This is a genomic window from Ancylobacter sp. FA202, from assembly GCF_000380205.1.
In the GTDB taxonomy this organism is placed as follows: domain Bacteria; phylum Pseudomonadota; class Alphaproteobacteria; order Rhizobiales; family Xanthobacteraceae; genus Ancylobacter.
Genome location: NZ_KB904818.1, coordinates 1,144,441 through 1,161,916, shown reverse-complemented (window position 1 = coordinate 1,161,916; position 17,476 = coordinate 1,144,441). Strand labels below are relative to the sequence as shown.

The following is a 17,476-nucleotide window of genomic DNA, read 5'->3' as shown; positions in this document are numbered from 1 at the left end:
CGTGTTCCACGGCGCGCCTTGGCCACGCTTCTCCTCCCGGAAGCGTGGCCTTCTTTTTTCCCGCATCCGCCCGCGCAACGCTCAGGCAAGCTCGCCGACGCACTCTCCCCTCGGCGCAACGGTCCTGTCCTCTCAGGCCGGCCCCGCGCGGCCCGCGCCAAGGGCGCGCCGGATTCTAGGGAGCGGGATGCCAGATGTTCGCAAGCCAGCAGCTCGACATGCTTCTTGGCAATCTGCGGCAGCTCGGCGCTCGCCGTCTGTTCGCGCTGGCGATGATCGGGCTGGCGGTGCTGGCGGCCATCGGCCTCGGCGCCTATTTCCTCAGCCGTCCGACCAGCGAAACGCTCTACGCCAATCTCAGCCGCGAGGATGTGACCCGTATCGGTGGGGCGCTGAAGGATGCCGGCATTTCCTTCGACGTGAATTCCGACGGCACGGCGGTGCTGGTGGCGCCCGCTGACACCGCGCGGGCACGCATGCAGCTGGCCGAGAAGGGCCTGCCGCAAAGTTCAAGCTCCGGCTATGAGTTGTTCAACGACGTGAACTCGCTCGGCCTCACCTCCTTCATGCAGGAGGTGACGAAGGTGCGCGCGCTCGAAGGCGAACTTGCCCGCACCATCCAGACCATGAAGGGCGTGAAGGCGGCGCGGGTGCATATCGTGCTGCCCGACCGCGGCTCGTTTCGCAAGGACCAGCAGAGCGCCTCCGCCTCGGTGGTTATCCGAACCGAGAATGCCGAGGATGGCTCCTCCGCCGAGGCGATCCGCCATCTCGTCGCCGCTGCCCTGCCGGGCATGAAGATCGACGCCGTCACCGTGCTCAACACGGAAGGCGCCATCCTCGCCTCCGGCGACGACCCCGCCAATGCCTCCTCCGGCAAGAAGGCGATGCTGCAGGAGCAGATGAATCGGGAGACCGAGGCGAAGATCCGCCGGGCGCTGACGCCCTATCTCGGCATCGACAATTTCCAGATCAGCGTGACCTCGCGGCTCGACATCGACCGCGTCACCACCAATGAGACGACCTATGACCCCGGCTCCAAGACCGAGCGCTCGGTGCGCGTGGTCAAGGAAACCGGCACCTCGCAGAACCGCTCGAAGCAGGGGGCGGCCGGCGTCCAGCAGAACATTCCCGCGCAGGATGGCGGTGGGGACGCGGGCAGCAATTCCAATGAGGAGAACAGCCGCCGCGAGGAGCTGACCAATTTCGAGATTTCCTCGCGCAGCACCGAGACGGTGCGCGAAGGCTTCAACGTGCAGAACCTCTCCATCGCCATCCTGGTCAACCGGGCACGCCTGGCACCGCCGGGCGAGGCGGCCGAGGGAGCGGTTCCGCTGGAGACGCAGATCTACGAGATCGAGCAGCTGGCGGCCGCCGCCTCCGGCTTCGACAAGGCGCGCGGCGACCGGCTGAAAGTTTCCGCGGTCGGCTTCGCCGACGGCAATGGCGAGCTTGACCCCGTGGCGGCGCTGCCCTGGTCGGAGGTGCTGATGCGCCAGGCCGGCACGCTGGTGAACGCCGCCACCATTCTCATCGTCGCCGTGCTGCTGATCTGGTTCGGGCTGCGCCCTGCCGTCCGGGCGATTGTCGCCCGGCCCGACGACGCGGAACTGATCGAGACCAGCATGCTGGCCGGCCCCGGCATCACCGCCGGCGAGCTGACCGGGCCCGATGGCAGCCCGATGGCCGCGGGGCCGAACGAGCCGATCAGCCTGATCGAGGACCTCACCAGCAAGATGAACCGTTCGCCGCAGAAGCGGCTGGAGCAGATCATCGACTTTGATGAGGAGCAGGCCGCCGCCATCCTGCGGCAGTGGCTGCAGCAGGAGGTGCGCGTCTGATGCGGGCGCTGATCAGCCATCTCCCGGATTTTTCCAGCGCCGCCGTCGCCCGGACGCCGGCGTGGCCGGTGCTCCGCCCAGGGGAGGCCGGCCACGCCTTGCTGGCCTCGCCCCCGCCCGAGGCGGCGGCAAAGCCGGGCGCATCGGCTGCGCCCGCCGCTCCCGCTCCCGACCTCAAGGCGATGCTGCTGGAGGCCGAGGAGGCCGGCCGGCAGGCCGGGGAGGCGGCCGCGCGGGCACGCTTCGACCAGCAGCGGGCCGAGGACGCCGCCTTGGCGCAGGAGCAGCTGGCGCAGGCGCGTCAGAACTGGGCGGAGGCCGAGGGCGAGCCATTGGCGCGCGCGGTCACTGAAGGATTCGAGCAGCTGGGAGAAGAGCTTTCCTCCCGCCTCGGCCGGGTGATCGGGCCGTTCCTGTCCGCCGCCCTGCGCGAGCGCGTGCTCGCCGACATGGCGGCGGCAATCACACGCGCGCTCGCCGACAGCACGGCGCCGCTGCTGCGCGTCACCGGCCCGGCCGATCTGATCGAGAGCCTGCAGGCACGGCTCGATCCGCGCGCCCCGCTGTGCTTCGAGGCCGATGCGGGCGCCGAGATCGTCGTCACTGCCGGCGCCACCACCTTTGAAACGCAGCTCCGCGCCTGGGCCGAGCGTCTCGACCTGGCGCGGGAGTAAGCGACGATGGCCGGACCCGAACACCAAGAACTCATCATCATCAAGCGCTACGAGGAAGATGAGCACGAACATCATTCCAGCGCCTGGAAGGTCGCGCATGCCGACTTCATGACCGCGATGATGGCGTTCTTCCTGATCATGTGGCTGATCAACGTCACTGACAAGGACGTGCGCAAGGCGATCGCCAACTACTTCAACCCGGTCAACCTCGCCGACAGCATGACGGAGCGGAAGGGGCTGAACGACCCCGAGGATATCAAGGACGCCGGCACCTCGGCCGATGGCGACCAGATGTCGACACTCAAGGACACGGTGGGCGAGAACACCGGCCCGGGCGAGGATGTGCAGCAGGGGCCGCGCGAAGCGGCGCTGTTCCAGGACCCCTATGCGGTGCTGGCCGAGATCATCGCCGACGCCCCGCCCGGCACGCCGACCTCGCCCGATACGCCGCTCGGCGTGAGCAGCGAGCCCGGCACCGGCAGCGGCGATGCCAATCGCGACCCGTTCGACCCGGTCTATTGGCAGATGACGTCCACCCGCAAGGCACAGGCCACCGCCCCCGGCACTGCCGGCATCGGCGCCCCGCAGGGCAAGCGCCCCGATGCCGGCGCCGTGCGCGACACGCCGAACCCGGCGGTGGAGGACGCCACCGGCGATCCCACCGGCGCGCCGGCATCGGAAGCCGACGCCCTCACCCCTGAGGGGGGGCCGTCCGCGACGATCGCGTCGACCCAGACTCTAAAGAGCGAGAGCGCCAAGGCAGGTGCCAAGGAGGCGGCGAATGGGGCGGCCAAGGCAGGCGACAAGGCGGGCGACAAGGCGGATGCGCCACCGCCGGCCGGTGCCGCGACCGCGCCGACGGAACAGCTCGAACAGCAGATCAAGGCCGATCTTGCCGCCGCCATGGGCGCCGCCACCGGCCCGCAGCTCGACGTGCGCAAGACCTCGGACGGCACGGTGATCAGCCTGACCGACGACATCGACTTCTCGATGTTCCCCATCGGCTCGGCCGTGCCGGACGCGCGCATCGTCGCCGCCATGGCGCGGATCGCCCAGACGCTGAAGGACCGGCCGGGCGACGTGGTGATCCGTGGCTACACCGACGGGCGGCCGTTCCGCTCGCCGAACTATGACAATTGGCAGCTCTCCGCCGCCCGCGCCAACATCACCCACTACATGCTGGTGCGCGGCGGGCTGGATGAGCGCCGCATTCGCCAGATCGTCGGCTTTGCCGACCGCAACCTGAAGAACAAGGCCGATCCGAACGCGCCGGAGAACCGGCGGATCGAGATCGTCCTGCAGGAGCCCGCGCGATGACGCCAAACCTTTTGCCGGCTTATGTCCTTGGCGCACTGCTTCTCGCTCCGCTTGCCGCGTCCGCGCAGGACCCATGGAGCGACATGCGCGCGCTCGACGCCGCCATCCTCGCGCAGTCCCAGGCCGCGCCCGGGTCCGAGGCCGCGCCCGAGCCAGACCTAGAGCCTTTGGACCCGGTGGCGGTTCCCGTCACCGCCCCTGCCATGGCCGCACCCCGGCCGACATCGGTGTCCAAGCCGGCACCCAAGCTCGTGCCTAAGCCCGCCCTCCTTCCAGTGCCGCGCCCCATGCCACGGCCCGCACTCCCCGCCGCACTCCCCTCCGCCACGCCCGCAACCGCAGAGACGCCGAAGCCAGGCGTGCTGCCCGCGCCTGCGCGCGCGGCGGTGCCGGCACCGGTGCTTCCGGTTTCCGTTCCCCTGCCGCCGGTACGGCCGGAGCCACGGCCGGCGGCCGCGCCGCTGGTAGTGGCTGCGCCGCCCCCGTCGCCGCCGCCCGTTCTGCCCCCGGCCGAGCCGGCCCCCGAGTCGGCGCCCGCGCCCGCGCCGGAGGTTGTCGCCGTTCCGCCGCCGCCTGCACCGGAGGTTGTCGTCCTGCCGCCGCCGGCGGCGCCTGCGCCGGAGGCCGCGCCTGCCCTTGCCCGGGAAGCCTTCGCTCAGACCTCGGTCGTGCGAACCTCAATCGCCCAGGATACGTTCGCGTCCGAGACCTTTGCTCCGCAAACCTTCGCTCCGAAGCCTTTCGTACCGCAGGCCGTTTCCACGCAGGCCCAGCCGATTCAGGCTCAAGCCCTGCAGGCGCTCGCCTCGCAGGCCCAAAGCGCGCAGACCGTTCCCTTTCAAACTGCTGCCGCGAAGGTCCAAGATCCGCCGGCCCAAAGCGCGCCGGCCGATTCCTCGCCGGCCGATTCCTCGCCGACCGATTCCTCGCAAATCGTTGCCCCGGAGATCCCATTCCTCCCGGCCCCCCCCGCGCCGGCCGTTCTTGCGGCCCAGCCGTCGCTGTCGGGTTCGGTGGCCGGCGCCCTCAGCCTGCTCAGCGTGCCGGCTGAGACGCTGTTCCCGCCGGCGCAGGCCTCCGAGGTGGCATCGCCGGGTGGGGCGCATGAGGACGCGGCGCCGCCCGCCGCCGGGGAGGCGCCCAAGGCGGGCGAAGAGGCGCCGCAGCAGGCGCCGGCCCTGCCGCCGGCCCCGCCGCTCTATCGCGAGGTGCGCGAGCTTCAGCGCCTGCAGGACAGCATGGCGGTGGGAGGGCCCGGTGCTTTGCCGGCGCAGAACGCGCTCATCGGGCAGATCGACCAGCTGTTCCGCGCGGCCGATGCCAGTGCCTGGAACGACCCGCAAAACGCCCGCGCGCTCGTCATCTTCGCCCTCAGCGGCGGTGGCCCGGGCGTGCTGCGCGCTGTTCTGGGCAAATCCGCCACGCCCAATATCGACGAGCGGCTGCTGCGCGGCAGCCTCGCCTATCTCGAAGGCCGCGAACCGGAGGCACTGAAGCAGCTGGGCGAGGTCGACATGCGCAGCCTTCCTGACAGCCTCGCCGGCCAGGTCGCCCTGGCGCAGGCGGCGCTCTGGGTGCGCCGGGACCCCGCCCGCGCCGCGGTGCTGCTGGGGCGTGCGCGCCTGATCGCGCCGGGCACGCTGGTGGAGGAGGCGGCGCTGCGGCGCGCCATCTTCATCGCCGCGCAGGCCGATGAACTCGGCACGTTCGAGCGGCTGACCGCCACCTATCTCGCTCGCTTCCGGCACTCGGTTTATGCTGGCAATTTCCGCCTGCGCTTCGCCGCCGCGCTGACTCGGATGAGCTTCATCGACAAGCCGGACGAATTCCACCGGATCAATGATCTGCTCGCCCCGCTCGAACCAGCGAGCCGGCGCGAGATCGCCCTCATGGTCGCGCAGGGAGCGGTGGGCCAGGGCAAGAAGATCGCGGCGGAGCGGGCGGCGGATCTGGTGCTGAAGGGCGCGGTGTTCGGCAGCCTGGAAGCCGACCGCGCCACGCTCTACCGCGCCGCCGCGACAGTGGCGTCGCCCGAGCGCTTCACTGAATCGCAGACCGAGCTGGCCGGCCTCGCCGGCGAGCGGTTCGCGCCCGACGATGTCCGGCTGCTGGGCGCCGCGCAGGCGGTGGCGGCGTCGATCCTGCACGCGGTCGATGTTCCGGCGCCGGCGCCGGAGGAGGCGACGCCCGCCGCCGATGCCTCCGTTGCCGCCAGTCCTGCCAATGCGGCCGATACCGGCCCGCCACCGGCCACCCTCGCCAAGGCCCAGGCCGCCCTCGCCACCGCCGACCAGATGCTGGGAGACGCGCCGCTATGAACCCGGTGATCTTTCCTTCCTCCCGCTCCCCGGCGGGCGCGACCGACGAGCCGCCCGGCCGGGCCGAGCGTGGGGGCACCCAGGATGCCTTCGCCAGCCTTCTCGCCGAGCTGGATGTGCGGACCGCGCCTGCCGAGGCTCCGCCGATGGGGCGCGCGCGGGACGAAGGCGCCCCCGTGCGGCCGCAGGGGCTGACCGGGCGGATGGCCTCGGCGGCTGCGACGGGCGAGATGAGAGAGATGGCGGCAGCGCTGGTGGAGGGTGCCGCGCCGCCCGAGACGGCGTCGTCCTCCAAAGGTCCGCTTGCCGCCGCGCCGGAACCGCCGGCCGCCGAGAGGGAGCTTGCCGCGCTTCTCGCCCGGCCAGCCGCCGGCTCGACCGAAGGGGCGAGCCGCCCCCCGCCTCAAGCCGCGCTGCGGGTGCGGCTGGAGGCGACGGTGCTGGCCGATGCAGGCGCCCAAGGCGAGGGCGCGGCGGTGCAACCCGATGTGCTTCGCGAAGTGCGGACCGAAGTGCGGCCCGAAGTGCGACCCGACGTGAAGGCGCGCGCGGCGTCCCCCTCCTTGGGGCGCGCGATCACGCCCGCGCCGGCTCTGTCCCTCGCCCTGCCGGGCTCGCCGGCGCCCGCCACCGAGGCGCTTGCGCCGGGCGCGTTGTCGCCGGCGCAGGAAACCCCGCCGGCGCCGGCTGCGCCGGTTGTTGAGGAATCGGTACCGGCCGCGCCTGATGTCGGGGCGGCGGCCGCGCCCTCGATCAGCCTGCCGTCGGCGGCGATGATCGGCGCGCTCGGCCCCGTCTCCGCGCCGGGGCTGGAGGAGGAGGGCGCCTCGGCGCCGTCGACCGGGCCGCTGGCCCTGGTGGCGCCGCAGGGCGACATGGCGCCGGACGAGGCGGCTTTGCCGGCGGCCAAGGTTGTTCTGTGCGAAACCCATTTCGCCCCGGTGACGCCGCGCGACCTGCGCGCCGTTGCCGCCATGCCTTCGGCTGCCCTACCGTCGGCAACCCCACCCTCGGCAACCCTACCTTCGGCCGTCCTGCCTCCGGCCAACATGCTTTCGGCTGCCGCCGCCATGCCACCGGCCGACGGCTTGCGCGTGCCGGCGCCGGAGGACAGCCCCACGCCGCTGTCCCGCGACGGTGCCGCCGCCGCGACTCCGGCAGTTGCCGTGGAGGCCGACATGCCCGCGAGCGCGCCGCGCCCGCCATTGGCCGCGCTCGCCCGCCTGGGCGCGCGCGAAAGCACGACGATCTTGGATGGGCCGTCCCCCGAAGGCCGGGCCGAGACCCTGTCGCCGCTCCGCGACACGGCGCGTGCGGAACGGCGGGAGGCGACGCGATTTGAGCGCGAGGCGCCGGCCCTCGCAACGGGAGGCACGGCACCGGCCGCCATCCTCCCGACAGCCCCGCCCTTGCCGGGCGCGGCGCCGTCGCCGGCCGCCGTGCAGCTGGGCGCTGCCATTGCCGAGGCAGTGCGCGCCGATGTGCCACCAGCCCCGCTGCCCGGCGAGGCGGCGCAGGCGCGCGGCCCGGTGCGTATTCTGGAGATCCAGCTGCACCCGGTGGAGCTCGGCTTGGTGACGGTGCGGTTGCGCACCGGGCGCAACGGGCTGGAGATTCACGTCCATGCGGCGCGGGCGGAGACGGCGCGCCTGCTGGAGCAGGATCGTTCCAGCCTGCTCGCCACACTGGTCGAGGCCGATGCCGGGCCGCTCGACCTCACCATCAGCCAGACCGGCATGCCGGCCCCACTCACCGGCGACGATGCCTTCGCGCCGGTGGAGCGGGACCGCCCGGGCGGGGATGAGCCCCGCGACGGACAACCCGGCGATTCCGACCCGCGCAGGAAGAGACAACAGAATGGACAAGCGCCATTTCGCGCTGCTGACAGCGGCGCTGCTGATTAGCACCCTTCAGGCGGCCGCTGCCCCGACGGGCGAGGCGCCGAAAAAGCCGGCGGCAACCACCACGGCCGCGCCGCTTGGCGTCTGCGAGGCGGCGATGGCGCGCGCCTCGGCCAAATATGGCGTGCCGCTTGCCATTCTCTACGCCGTCGGCCTGACCGAGACCGGCGGCAATGGCACGCTGCAGCCTTTCGCGATGAATGCGGGGGGCAAGAGCCATGTCGCGACCAGCGCGGCCGATGGCGCGCGCAAGCTCAAGGAATTCAACGCGCGCGGCGTGCGGCTGGTGGATCTCGGCTGCATGCAGATCAACCATCGCTGGCACGGCGAGCAGTTCGCCTCGGTGGCCGACATGTTCGATCCCGAGCGCAATGTCGATTACGCCGCCCGCTTCCTCGCGGAACTGCGGCAGCGCCATGGCAACTGGACGATGGCGGCGGCTCGCTACAATGCCGGGCCGAACAATGATCCGGCGCAGAAGCGCTATGTCTGCGCCGTCATCCGCAATCTGGTGCGGTCCGGCTTTGGCAGCTGGACCGCCCAGTCGCGGGCATTCTGCGGCTGATCTCAGGCTCTGTCTCGGCCTGGTCCGCCCGCAGAGAAATTCCCGATCGAACGTCAGTACGTGCACCGGAAGGGGCACGGGGCCCTTCCCGAGAGCCGTCGCCTGCCTGCCGACCATCCCGGCTCCCGCCTCAGGCGGCGGCCGGGATGCTGGCTTCAAGGGAACTTTGCAACAACGCGCTCAGCCGAAGAGGGAGTCGATATCGTCCTGCGACACGACATTCTCGTCGTCGGCCAGCGCCGGCCCGTTGAGCAGCGCCTCGTCGCCGGTGCGCTCGGGGGCGATGGTCTCGGCGATGCGCGCGACTTCTTCCTGCCCGCCCCAGATGTTGCACATTTTATCCACCCGCTCCTCGATGAAGACCATGAGGGCGACGACCTTGCGGATGCGCTGACCGCCAATGTCCTGGAAATTGCAGGCCTCGAAGATGCGCGTGGCGTAGCTGTGGATCGCCTGGGCGACCACCTTCTGGCTGCCTTCCAGTTCGCTGACCAGCGAAATCGCCGCGCCGTCGATGTTCTCGGCCATCTGCAGGATGTCCTCGGTCGCCGCCTCGGTATCGGCGACGACCGCATCAAGCTCGTCGGTCGCGCGGTTGAAGCGGGCGCCCTTGGCCCCGCCCGACTGCAGCGTGGCAAGCTCGTTCTTGGTGCTCTCGATTGCCTGGCGGATCGTTTCCACGTCCATCAGCATGGAATGCCGGGAGCATTCGGGGTCCGCTTCGGGGCACCTGCGATCGAAACGCGCGATGACGCCGCGCAGTTCGTGCAGCTCCTCCAGCACGCGGCCGATCTGGGCCGAGACCGAGCCCTGCGCCGACATCGTTGCGGCACCCGGTCCCTCCCCAACCCTGTGAGGTCGTTCATTGGCTTCAATTCGGAACGGCCGCCGCGCTGACGACATGTATATTCTCCAATGCTCGTCAATAATGTTCGATCATTGCTTATAGTTCAAACCTGTAACTCTGAGAATAACCCCACTGTTTCACCTGCAAGCTTCGCGCAAGCAATGCAATTCAAACATGTTCCTACGCAAGGACGGCAATCGGCTGTCCGTGGATCTTATTACCCGAGGGACGGAGCGCTCTATGTCCGTGGATTTGTCGATGCCGGTTCTTGTAGTCGACGATTACAAGACGATGGTCCGAATCATTCGCAACCTGCTGAAACAGATCGGCTTTGAGGACGTGGACGAAGCCTCCGACGGCGTCGAAGCCCTCTCCAAGCTGAAGGAGCGGCAGTATGGGCTCGTCATTTCCGACTGGAACATGGAACCGATGACGGGCTACGAACTGCTCAAGCAGGTTCGCGACGACAGCAATCTCAGTGCTCTGCCCTTCATCATGGTCACCGCCGAGGCCAAGTCGGAAAACGTCATCGCCGCCAAGAAGGCGGGAGTGAACAACTATATCGTCAAGCCGTTCAACGCGCAGACGCTGAAGAGCAAGATCGACACGGTCTTCGAAGGCTGAACCTTTCGCTGAAGATCATTTTGATCAGGTTGAAACACCTGATCGACATGGAATGTACTCCGCACGCAATGAGCCGGAGCCTTTTCCCGGCGTGAAAGCGTGTCGAGTGTCGCGGGAAAGGCTCGCCTATCAACATGGCGTCCCTCGGGTCCTCCCGGGGGCGCTTGTTTTGCGTCGCCCGCTCTCGCGCGGAAACCCCGGATTTTGCCGATACCCTCCAGAATGGAGGGAAACACCATCCAACCCTGAAGCAACTCAGCTTGAGTGGATATAATCGTCAAAATAGTCCTTTGGCCAAGGACACGCGCAGCCAGCAATCAACATCGTTGCATGACTGCAAATCCAAGGCAGGGGAATTGAATCATGTATGTCATCGTCGATGACCGGTCGATTGTTGCGGATAGCTATGTTTCCAGCTTCTCGCGTGAAGGTTTTTCTAGCTTCGGCGTCAATGAAGACGAGTTCAAGGGCTGGATCGAAAGCGCCTCGGGCAATGACATTGCCGCGGTCGAGGGCTTCCTCCTCGGCGATTTCGAGCGCCGCCCGACCTATCCCGAGATGATCCGCTCGCACAGCAGCGCGCCGATCCTTGCCCTCAGCGACCAGAAGAGCCTGACCCAGACGCTGGAACTGTTCACCGCCGGCATCGACGATGTGGTGCGCAAGCCGGTTCATGTCCGCGAGATCGTGGCGCGCACCGATGCCATCTGGCGGCGGGTGAACTCCAATGTCGCCCCCACCAGCGAAGACCGGCTGAAGGTGTTCTTCGACGGCCGCGATCCCGAGATCGACGGCGAGGCGCTGGCGCTGCCGCGCCGCGAGCGGCACATGCTGGAGTATCTGGTCAAGAATTCCCGCCGGCGCGTGACCAAGACGCAGATCTTCAACACTATTTACGGCATCTTCAACGACGACGTCGACGAGAGCGTGGTCGAAGGCCATATGAGCAAGCTGCGCAAGAAGCTGCGGCTGAAGCTCGGCTATGACGTGATCGATGCCAAGCGCTATCTCGGCTACCAGTTCGTCGGCTGACGGCGCGGGGCCGGCGGTGGCAGACCGCCGGCTCAATCAAGCGGAAGGCCGAGGCGCTCGGCCTGGCGCTTGACGAAGGTTTCCATGCGCTGGCGGCCGCTCTCGGTGAGCTCGACGATGATCCGCCGGCGATCGGCCGGGTCGGGGCGGCGCTCGATCAGGCCGGCCTCGCGCAGTTCGTCGATGCGGCGCAGCGCCGTCGTCGTCGGCGCCCCGGAGGCGATGCACAGGCTGGTCACCGAGATGGGCCGGCCCGACGCTTCCGCCATCGCCAGATCCAGCAGCATGTCCCAGGCCGGGTCCGAGAACAGGTCGGACTGGAAGATGGCGTCGCGGTCGGCACGGGCAGCCACCAGTGTTTTTAGATAATTCGGCCGGATCACCGGCTTTTCCGCCCCCGTCAGGGGGCTTCCCGCCGCGCCATTGGAAGCCTTCTGGCTGTCCTCGACCAGCGAGAAGGCGCGGCGCACCGCCTGCGCGACTTCTTCGGGCAGCAGAGGCTTCTGCAGGAAATCCACCGCATTCAGACGCAGCGCGCCCACCGCCCGGTCCAGCGAGGCATGGCCGGTGATGATGATGGTCGCCAGCGGGCGCTTGCGGCCCATCAAGGCGAGTTTCTGCAGCAGTTCGATGCCGTCGATGCGCGGCATCTGCAGATCGGTGACGACCACCTGCAGCTGTTCATTGCGCTGCACGAGATCGATCGCCTCCACCGGGGTGTTGGCGATGAGGCTGGGCAGGCCAAGCGACGCCAGCCCCTCGCTCAGTTCGATCAATATGTCCGGATCGTCGTCGACGAGCAGGACACGGGGAAGTTCCAGCTCTGTTTCAGCCACCATCACACCGCCACACGCCGGATCAGGGCGAAAAGAACGTCGCGCCCGGCGACGTTTGCAACAACTCTATGATAGTGCCGCAGAGGCATCTTTGGGAAATGACAAATCCCTGCGCGGGGGGCCTTTTTGAGGAAGGCGCGCCGGTGGTCATGTCGGCTCCCGGTCCGCACCTCACGCCGGCGCTCAACCCTCTCGCGTCGCCCGCTTGGCGAGGCCGGCGGCGATGTCGTCGAGAATGTCGTTCGGGTCGACCGGCTTCACATAGAGAAAGTCGCTGTCGAAATCGGCCGCCGCCACATTGTGCATCACATGGCCGGTGATGATGATGATGATGGCCGGGCGGAGCGCCTCCGGCAGGGCGCGCGCCTCGGCCACCACCTGGCGCCCGTCGACGGCGCCGATGCGCAGATCGGTAATCAGCACCTGCGGCGCCAGCCCCCGGCGCAGGTGCCCGATCGCGTTCTCCGCCGTGACGGACAGCTCGACGCGCCAGCCCAGCGAGGTGAAATACTCGCCGAGCTCGTTGGCCAGCTCCTCCTCGTCGTCGCAGATCAGCATGGTTCGTGCCGTGTTCATGCTGCATCCTGCGCGGCGTTGGCCTGGGTGGTCGGCAAGTTAATGGCGAAGCAGGCGCCGCCGCCCCTGTTCTCCGCCACGATGGTGCCGTTCATGTCGCGGATCACGCTGCGGGCCAGCGAGAGGCCGAGCCCGGTGCCCTTCTCGGTGGACTTGGTGGTGGCGAAGGGCTCGAACAGGCGTTCCAGCATTTCGGGGGGAACGCCGCCGGCATTGTCCTGCACCAGAACCACCGCGCGCCCCTCCTCCAGCCCGATCGACACCCGAACCTCGCGGTCCCCGGCGCCGCTCTCGCGGTCGCCCGCGCCGCTCTCGCGGTCGCCCGCGCCGCTCTCGCGGTCCCCGGCTTCGCCCTGGCGGTCGGTGGCGAGGCGAGCGGCCTCTCCGTCGTCCTGCCCCTCATAGGCGTCGCGGGCATTGATCAGCACATTGACGATGACCTGCTCGAACATGGTCTGTTCGCCAAAGACCAGCAGCTCGCTCGGGGCGCTGGTCTCGATCGACAGCGCGATATTGGCGGCGCGGAACTGTTCGGCGACGAAGCCGGCGGCGAGTTCCACCGCGTGGCGCAGCGAAAAGGGCAGGAGGGTTTCGGTCGGCATGCGGCCATAGCGGCGGACCTGGTCAGTGATGCGCTTGGCACGGTCGACCTGCGCCGAGATGCGCTCCAGCTTGGCCGCCACCGGCTCGCCGCCCGGCAACGGTTCGAGCAGGCGGCGGGCATTGGCCACCGCCATCTTGATGACGGCGAGCGGCTGGTTGAGCTCATGGGCGATGGCGGTGGCCATTTCGCCAAGTGTCGCCAGCTTGGCGGCCTGCATCACCTGCAATTCGGCATTGCGCACCCGCGAGGTATCTACCACGACGATCAGCTGCTGCTGGCGCCGCTCCCACAGCACGCTGCCCACCGAGCCACGCAGCGAGACGATATCGCCCGGACTGCGGACATAGCCCATGCTCAAGGCGCCCCAGCGGCGGGTCTCCGGCTCGCCGGCGGCGCCGCGCACCGCCTTGACGAAGCGCGGCCAGGCGGGGTCGTCGAGCGAGGGGGAGACAAGGGTGGCGGCGCTGGGGTTGAAGAAGCTCACATGGTCGGTGTCGGGGTCGATCACCACGACGCAGGCCGGTACCGCCTGAATCACCGCGCGCAAATTTTCCTCCACCGCCGCCAGGGCCGCCTGCGCCTCGCCGATCTCGCCGAGCCGGATGCGGTCGCGCCGCGATTGCAGGATGAGCACGGCGGCAAGGCAGGCGCCGCTGATGAACAGCAGCAGCAGCGGCGTGGCGCCCGGCCGCTGCGCCAGGGCGCGCTCGCGCCGGAAGATCTCCTGATTATAGGCGACCGATTGCATCAGGATGGTCTGCAGCGCCTCGCCGAGCGGTTCGAGCTCAGCACTCAGCGCCTTCAGCTCCTCGGCGGCGGCGCCTTCTTCGGGGTCGAGCCGGGCGACATCGTCGATGATCTGGTCCAGCCGGGCCTCGAAGATCTGCGTCGGGCCACGGGTGTCCACCACGTCGCTCAGCACCCGTCCCTCGTCGGAATCATAGAGAAGCGGCAGCCGCGAGCGCAGGATTTCGAGGCGAAGCATCAGCGCGTGCAGGCCCTGCGCGCTTGGGACGATCGAGAGCTTGGCGAATTCGGCCTGCGCCTTCACGAATTCCAGCTGCGCCTGATAGGCGACCCATCCCGAGGAGCGGATCGTCGCGGTGAGAAAGGCCTGCTGGCGTGTCTGCGAGACATAGACCAGCGCGGTCGCGAGGAAGAGCGCAACGGAAGCGACGACGAGGCCGATTTTCAGAAGGCCGAGCGACCGCCTATTGCGCGATAAAATCAATGGACTTCACCTGCCAGACCATCCGCGACTGGAAATATTGCTGCCCCAGCGCGGGGTCGGAATCGATGGGGTACATTACCCAGAACGGTCCCTTGTCGCGCACCCGCATGGTCGCACCGTCGAGCCGGGTGGTGAGGATCGCGCCATGGTCCTTCCAGTCCTCGGCCGGAATGGGGGCGACATAGTCGTTCAGCGCCATCACCTTGGCTTCGCGCACCGGCCGGCCACCAAGGGCGGCCAGCACGCCGAGCGAGGGGCCGGTGAAGGTGTTCACGCCCTTGGTCCATGGGGTGCCGGTCTCGATCCGGGTCTGGGGCAGCGTGTCCAGTTCGGCGAGGGTCAGCGTTTTCTGCGCGATGACCTGCCCATCCGCGCCAAGCCAACGCAAGGCCAGAGCCTGCGCGTGCGCCATGTTCGGCGCCACGCAGGCCATCAGCGCAAGCACCAGGGCATAGAGCAGCCTGACCGACATCGTTAGCTCCCTGAATGGCGCCCGCGCGTCAAGGCGCCCGCGCGCCGTGCTCGCCCCCGAGCGCTGGGAAGATCGCACGCGCCCTTGCGCCGGGCCTGCCGAATCGCTGCCATTTCGGCAGCGACAGAGCGGAGATCGTTCCATTTTGGATCAAATAGCGCGCACGGGGGTGCTGGCGGGCGATGGAGCCCCGCGCCGAGGTGAGCCGCCGCAACGAGTTATCTTCCGAACCGGCAGCAAAGGGCGACTTTTGACGTAGGGAAATGCGCCCGATTGCATCCAAAATCCCGGAAGACTAGGAAAGAGTGACTGCGAAAGTGTCGAGGTGCCGCGTGCCCGCCCGCAAGACACTGGCCCGGGATGAGGCGGCAGCGACGTGCCCTTTTTGATGCGGCGGCCATGACCCCAGAAACTTCCCTGCAAGCGGCGTCGATGGCGCCGTCACCCGAGGGCTCCGCCGCGCCGGAGATCGCTTCCGACACCGTACCGATGTGGAAGGGGGCCTCCCGCCGCCTCCTGATGCTGCTGTTGCTGCTGCTGGCGCTGCTGGTGCCGGCCTCGGTGGCGTTCCTCACCATCCAGCTGCATGAGCAGCACGAGGACGACGTCGCCGTTGGCGCCTCGCGCAAGCTGGCGCTGGCGCTGACCTCGCATCTGGAGCGGACGGTCGAGTCGATCGAATCCTTCCTCGACGGCTTTTCAAGTCTTCCCGAGGAGGCCTCGCCGCAGGAAATCTACAGCCGCCTGCTGACGGCCCGGCTGCCGGCCTCGGTCATCCAGGTCACGTTCCTCGATCCGAGCGGCGCCGTGGTGGCGAGCAATCTGCTGCCTCCCGGCAACGGTTTGAACCTTGCCGACCGCGAGCATATCCGGGTGCATATGAATGATGACCCGACCGACCGTGACATCTTCATCAGCAAGCCGGTGAAGGGTCGGATCAGTGGTGCCTGGTCGATCCAGTTCACCCGCGCGCTGCGCGCGCCGGACGGCAAGCTGCGCGGCATCATCGCGGCGTCCTACCAGATTTCCGACTTCATCGACTTCTATGAGAGGCTGCTGCCGGAGGGGCAGGGGCTGATCGCCCTGGTCGGCTTCGATGGGGTGGTGCGTGCCAGCGTGCCGGCGTCCAGCCAGCTGGACGGGCTGGACGCCGGCGCGATTCTCCCCGGGCTGGAGACCCTCGGCAGCCATGCCAATGGACCCTATGTCGGCGTCGCCTGGGACGATGTGCGCCGGATCGGCTATTCCGTGCATTCCGACCGCTACCCCTTCCTGGTGGTGGTAGCGGCCGATCGCAGCGCAATCTTGGCCGAATCGCACGATTTTCATGTAGCGATCTGGGCGATCGCCGGCGGGCTCGGCCTCACCTTGGCCGCGCTGGCGCTGTTCGGCCTGCGCCATTCGCGGCTGGAGCGCGCCTATCGCGAGCGGGAGTTGAAGGCCAACGCCCAGGAGCGCGAGGCGCAGGTGCTGCAGGCGATCAGCCGCGTGCCTGGCATCCACGTGCTGCATATCGAGAACGGCCGGGCCGTGCGTATCGGCGACGCGACGGACGACATCCTGCCCCGGCTGATCGCCGCGCATGTGGAAGCGCCTGATTTCCTCGCCCGCGTCGAGCAGGGCAATGCCCCCTCCGTGGCGATGGAGCATTTCTCCGGCGAGGGCGAGGAGTTCGAGGTGGAACTGGTGCTGACGCGGCTGCGCCCGGCCACGCAAGACCGGTCCGGCCCGCCGGCCCCCGTGACGCCCGCCGCGGTGGTGTTCGCGCTTGACGAGACCGCCAAGCGCATGGAGGAGAACAAGCTCTACCAGATGTCGAAGATGGCGGCGCTGGGCGAACTCGTCACCGGCCTCGCCCATGAGATCAACCAGCCGCTCGGCGTCATCCGGCTGGCGGCAAGCAATGCGATGACCGGCCTGCGCAAGGGCCTGCCGGGCGAGCACACCAGCGAGAAGCTCGAACGCATCATCCGTCAGGTCGAGCGCATGAAGTCGATCATCGACCACATGCGGATCTTCGGGCGCAAGGACGCGCTCACCATCGACCCCTCCTCGGCGGAGACGGCGGTGGAGGGCACGCTGCAGGTTCTCGGCACGGAAATCCGGCTCGACGGCATTGACCTCACCTTCGCTGGCGGTGCCGGCGGCGCGCGCGTGCCGTGCCGGCAGGAACAGCTGGAGCAGGTGCTGATCAACCTGGTGCTGAACGCGCGCGACGCCATCCGCGCGCACCGCCAGGAGCAACCGGACTGCTCCGGCCGCATCGCCATTGCCATCGAGCGCCGCGAGATGGAGGGGCGGCGCTGGGTTCTCGTCACCGTGCGGGACAATGGCGGGGGCATCCCCACGACGGCGATCGGCAAGATCTTCCAGCCCTTCTTCACCACCAAGCCGCCCGGCCAGGGCACGGGGCTCGGCCTGTCGGTCAGCTTCGGCATCATCCGCGAATATGGCGGCACGCTCGCCGTCGCCAATGTCGAGGATGGCGCGCTGTTCACCATCGCTCTGCCGGAGGTGGCGCCGCCGCCACAGGACGACGTGGCGGGAGCCGCCCTGGCGCTGCACGCCGGGCGAAGCGAGCCTGAGGCAAGCTCCGGGAGCTAGCCAAAGGGAGCCGTCCTGATCGTCTCGGACCGGC

Annotated in this window: 14 protein-coding genes; 9 read left to right on the top strand and 5 right to left on the bottom strand. The window is 68.6% G+C overall.

Annotated features, from left to right (window positions below; all coding sequences use genetic code 11):
• Positions 1 to 194: 194 nt before the first annotated feature.
• From fliF to A3M1_RS0105195, 6 genes are all read left to right on the top strand, one after another.
• The gene (gene fliF / locus A3M1_RS0105220; RefSeq protein WP_018387903.1) at positions 195 to 1,841 is read left to right on the top strand and encodes a flagellar basal-body MS-ring/collar protein FliF; all 1,647 of its coding nucleotides are present in this window, start codon (positions 195 to 197) and stop codon (positions 1,839 to 1,841) included.
• The gene (locus A3M1_RS0105215) at positions 1,841 to 2,515 is read left to right on the top strand and encodes a hypothetical protein (RefSeq protein ID WP_018387902.1); all 675 of its coding nucleotides are present in this window, start codon (positions 1,841 to 1,843) and stop codon (positions 2,513 to 2,515) included. Before fliF ends, A3M1_RS0105215 begins: the two co-directional genes overlap by 1 nt.
• A 6-nt stretch (positions 2,516 to 2,521) precedes the next feature.
• Positions 2,522 to 3,832: a MotB family protein gene (locus A3M1_RS0105210; RefSeq protein WP_018387901.1), complete on the top strand. Its 1,311-nt coding sequence runs from the start codon at positions 2,522 to 2,524 to the stop codon at positions 3,830 to 3,832.
• A gap of 1,013 nt (positions 3,833 to 4,845) precedes the next feature.
• Complete coding sequence (locus A3M1_RS0105205; RefSeq protein ID WP_245261579.1) at positions 4,846 to 6,150, top strand: chemotaxis protein MotC; 1,305 nt, start codon at positions 4,846 to 4,848, stop codon at positions 6,148 to 6,150.
• The gene (locus A3M1_RS0105200; protein WP_026221155.1) at positions 6,147 to 8,054 is read left to right on the top strand and encodes a flagellar hook-length control protein FliK; all 1,908 of its coding nucleotides are present in this window, start codon (positions 6,147 to 6,149) and stop codon (positions 8,052 to 8,054) included. Before A3M1_RS0105205 ends, A3M1_RS0105200 begins: the two co-directional genes overlap by 4 nt.
• Positions 8,008 to 8,616 (top strand): lytic transglycosylase domain-containing protein, encoded by a 609-nt coding sequence (locus A3M1_RS0105195; protein WP_018387899.1) that lies wholly within the window; start codon positions 8,008 to 8,010, stop codon positions 8,614 to 8,616. The genes A3M1_RS0105200 and A3M1_RS0105195 overlap by 47 nt, the downstream gene beginning before the upstream one ends.
• 180 nt (positions 8,617 to 8,796) lie before the next feature.
• Here the strand turns inward: A3M1_RS0105195 and A3M1_RS0105190 are convergent, their stop codons facing one another.
• Positions 8,797 to 9,438 carry a protein phosphatase CheZ gene (locus A3M1_RS0105190; protein WP_018387898.1) on the bottom strand — a complete coding sequence of 214 codons (642 nt, stop codon included), beginning with the start codon at positions 9,436 to 9,438 and terminating at the stop codon, positions 8,797 to 8,799.
• 265 nt (positions 9,439 to 9,703) lie between these two features.
• Between A3M1_RS0105190 and A3M1_RS0105185 the strand changes: the two genes are divergently transcribed.
• The gene (locus A3M1_RS0105185; RefSeq protein ID WP_018387897.1) at positions 9,704 to 10,087 is read left to right on the top strand and encodes a response regulator; all 384 of its coding nucleotides are present in this window, start codon (positions 9,704 to 9,706) and stop codon (positions 10,085 to 10,087) included.
• A 363-nt stretch (positions 10,088 to 10,450) separates the two neighbouring features.
• On the top strand, positions 10,451 to 11,119 hold the full coding sequence (locus A3M1_RS0105180; RefSeq protein WP_018387896.1) for a response regulator transcription factor: 669 nt from the start codon (positions 10,451 to 10,453) through the stop codon (positions 11,117 to 11,119).
• Positions 11,120 to 11,151: 32 nt separating this feature from the next.
• Here the strand turns inward: A3M1_RS0105180 and A3M1_RS0105175 are convergent, their stop codons facing one another.
• The 4 genes from A3M1_RS0105175 to A3M1_RS0105160 all read right to left on the bottom strand — a co-directional run bounded on the left by A3M1_RS0105175 (position 11,152) and on the right by A3M1_RS0105160 (position 14,838).
• Positions 11,152 to 11,958: a response regulator gene (locus tag A3M1_RS0105175; protein WP_018387895.1), complete on the bottom strand. Its 807-nt coding sequence runs from the start codon at positions 11,956 to 11,958 to the stop codon at positions 11,152 to 11,154.
• 180 nt (positions 11,959 to 12,138) lie between these two features.
• Entirely contained in the window at positions 12,139 to 12,531 is a 393-nt protein-coding gene (locus tag A3M1_RS0105170; RefSeq protein ID WP_018964186.1) for a response regulator, read from the bottom strand.
• On the bottom strand, positions 12,528 to 14,366 hold the full coding sequence (locus tag A3M1_RS0105165; RefSeq protein WP_018387893.1) for a sensor histidine kinase: 1,839 nt from the start codon (positions 14,364 to 14,366) through the stop codon (positions 12,528 to 12,530). The genes A3M1_RS0105170 and A3M1_RS0105165 overlap by 4 nt, the downstream gene beginning before the upstream one ends.
• Positions 14,347 to 14,838 (bottom strand): hypothetical protein, encoded by a 492-nt coding sequence (locus tag A3M1_RS0105160; protein WP_018387892.1) that lies wholly within the window; start codon positions 14,836 to 14,838, stop codon positions 14,347 to 14,349. Before A3M1_RS0105160 ends, A3M1_RS0105165 begins: the two co-directional genes overlap by 20 nt.
• Positions 14,839 to 15,270: 432 nt before the next feature.
• Between A3M1_RS0105160 and A3M1_RS0105155 the strand changes: the two genes are divergently transcribed.
• Entirely contained in the window at positions 15,271 to 17,442 is a 2,172-nt protein-coding gene (locus A3M1_RS0105155; RefSeq protein WP_018387891.1) for an ATP-binding protein, read from the top strand.
• The last annotated feature ends 34 nt before the right edge of the window (positions 17,443 to 17,476 follow it).

What these genes read in the sequence shown, in the direction of transcription:
- A3M1_RS0105200 (WP_026221155.1), top strand. Translation starts at nt 6,147, where the DNA reads ATGAACCCGGTGATCTTTCCTTCCTCCCGCTCCCCGGCGGGCGCGACC.
- A3M1_RS0105215 (WP_018387902.1), top strand. Translation starts at nt 1,841, where the DNA reads ATGCGGGCGCTGATCAGCCATCTCCCGGATTTTTCCAGCGCCGCCGTC.
- A3M1_RS0105185 (WP_018387897.1), top strand. Translation starts at nt 9,704, where the DNA reads ATGTCCGTGGATTTGTCGATGCCGGTTCTTGTAGTCGACGATTACAAG.
- A3M1_RS0105195 (WP_018387899.1), top strand. Translation starts at nt 8,008, where the DNA reads ATGGACAAGCGCCATTTCGCGCTGCTGACAGCGGCGCTGCTGATTAGC.
- A3M1_RS0105155 (WP_018387891.1), top strand. Translation starts at nt 15,271, where the DNA reads ATGGCGCCGTCACCCGAGGGCTCCGCCGCGCCGGAGATCGCTTCCGAC.
- A3M1_RS0105190 (WP_018387898.1), bottom strand. Translation starts at nt 9,438, where the DNA reads ATGTCGGCGCAGGGCTCGGTCTCGGCCCAGATCGGCCGCGTGCTGGAG.
- A3M1_RS0105180 (WP_018387896.1), top strand. Translation starts at nt 10,451, where the DNA reads ATGTATGTCATCGTCGATGACCGGTCGATTGTTGCGGATAGCTATGTT.
- A3M1_RS0105170 (WP_018964186.1), bottom strand. Translation starts at nt 12,531, where the DNA reads ATGAACACGGCACGAACCATGCTGATCTGCGACGACGAGGAGGAGCTG.
- A3M1_RS0105175 (WP_018387895.1), bottom strand. Translation starts at nt 11,958, where the DNA reads ATGGTGGCTGAAACAGAGCTGGAACTTCCCCGTGTCCTGCTCGTCGAC.
- A3M1_RS0105160 (WP_018387892.1), bottom strand. Translation starts at nt 14,838, where the DNA reads ATGTCGGTCAGGCTGCTCTATGCCCTGGTGCTTGCGCTGATGGCCTGC.
- A3M1_RS0105210 (WP_018387901.1), top strand. Translation starts at nt 2,522, where the DNA reads ATGGCCGGACCCGAACACCAAGAACTCATCATCATCAAGCGCTACGAG.
- fliF (WP_018387903.1), top strand. Translation starts at nt 195, where the DNA reads ATGTTCGCAAGCCAGCAGCTCGACATGCTTCTTGGCAATCTGCGGCAG.